This window comes from Endozoicomonas sp. Z74 (genome assembly GCF_057680865.1).
Genome location: NZ_JBLYZI010000235.1, coordinates 1 through 1429 on the forward strand (window position 1 = coordinate 1; position 1429 = coordinate 1429).

General features: G+C 47.8%; 1 protein-coding gene. It reads right to left on the reverse strand.

Features of this window, described 5'->3' with window-relative positions; all coding sequences use genetic code 11:
- Positions 1-111 precede the first annotated feature (111 nt).
- Positions 112-1116, reverse strand: a complete 1005-nt coding sequence (locus tag ACNRUY_RS26460) for a transglutaminase-like domain-containing protein (protein WP_488114658.1) — start codon at positions 1114-1116, stop codon at positions 112-114.
- Positions 1117-1429: the final 313 nt, after the last annotated feature.

The window sequence follows — 1429 nt, forward strand, 5'->3', positions numbered from 1 at the left end:
GCTTATCAGTGAGCGAGGAGAATTTGGAAAACAGGGCTTTTGCAGACATCGAAAGACAGGAAAAACCCTGATTATACAGGCTGTTTCTTGATGGCGCTGTTCAATTGGTGATCATGTTTTTGCCCTGCCTAACCCTGGGTTCCGGCTTGTAAACTCATTATCTAAACTACGAATCTGCACACGCCATTGGGATCGGGCGCTGCTTGCCTGATGGGTTTCTGGAAAAGCCTGGGTTATAGTATTTTCGCTGGCAGGAGCACCACCAAGCTCAGCACGATACCAGCTGGAACCGTTATCGGGACTCACTTCGCAATATGTATGACAGTCATTGCTTACGATTCTCGAAGGGAAGTTGAAATAGGAGCAAAGGGTGTGAAAACACCAGCTTCGGTGACGGCATGAACCCTGTCGGCCTTTTATAAGGTTGATTAGTAAATCGATACCTTCTCCTTTTATATCCGCATCTACGGTAAAGGAATATGCCCATGCCTGAAGGGCTTTAAGTTGAGCTGCAGGGCTGGACAGCCTGGCAATGCGTTGCAGCTCCCTGCAGCTGGGAGTATCCACTTCTGTTGAAAAAATCTTTTTATCCAGAACTTTTCGGATTTGTTTATCAAGTAACTCACCCTGTTGCTCAAAACTGTCTAACATCTCCAGGGAGAACAGCCTTCTGTCAGGCGTAATGACAAAATCCACTGTCAACGGGTGTTGTTTTGCTTTGCGGCTGCTCCGGATCATCAGCATCCCTGTCTCTGAACAACGACCGAGCTCAATGCCCTGTTCTGCTCCGGGTCGAATGGTTTTGAGTTGATCACCAGAGCTCAATCCGGGTAACGGTTGCCAGCGACGGTCCAGCGAAAGGGGGACTCTTCCCAGAACCTCTCCTGGCTCAAGAGTTAGAGGTGCGTTGCTTTCAGGCCAGGTCCTTATGGTTCGGGGGCTAATAACCTTTACGCTCTGACTGGCAGTATTTATTGGTATCACGCGAACGTTTTTGCCCGAGTAATCCAGGCGGCTTAAACGCAGTCGATAATCTCTGTGCTGCAATTCATCAGTGTTAAAGACTTGAAGTGTTTCAAAGTGGTTAGTTTTGTAACTGGTTACAAGGCCATCCATTTTTGCCTGCTGCTTTTTTTTCCTGCTGCTGTGCTCAGGGGGAAGAAGAGCCTGTTTTGTCCTGGTTTTTTGGGCAGGAGGGCAGGAAGTGATGGCCTCCCTGGAGGTATTGGGCTGACTGTTTGTCGTCGGCGCTTTACTGACTTCCTCCGGATGTTTGAGGGATCGAATGGCAATGGATAAACACGGCGCTGTTCAAATTAAGTGTTGCTCTACCCAATGTATAGAAACTTGATCTAAAAAAGCCTCCTCTGAGAAGAGTTGAGTTTTAAGAAACCTTTTCCACCCGAGGTAACGAGACAGGTATTTTGTT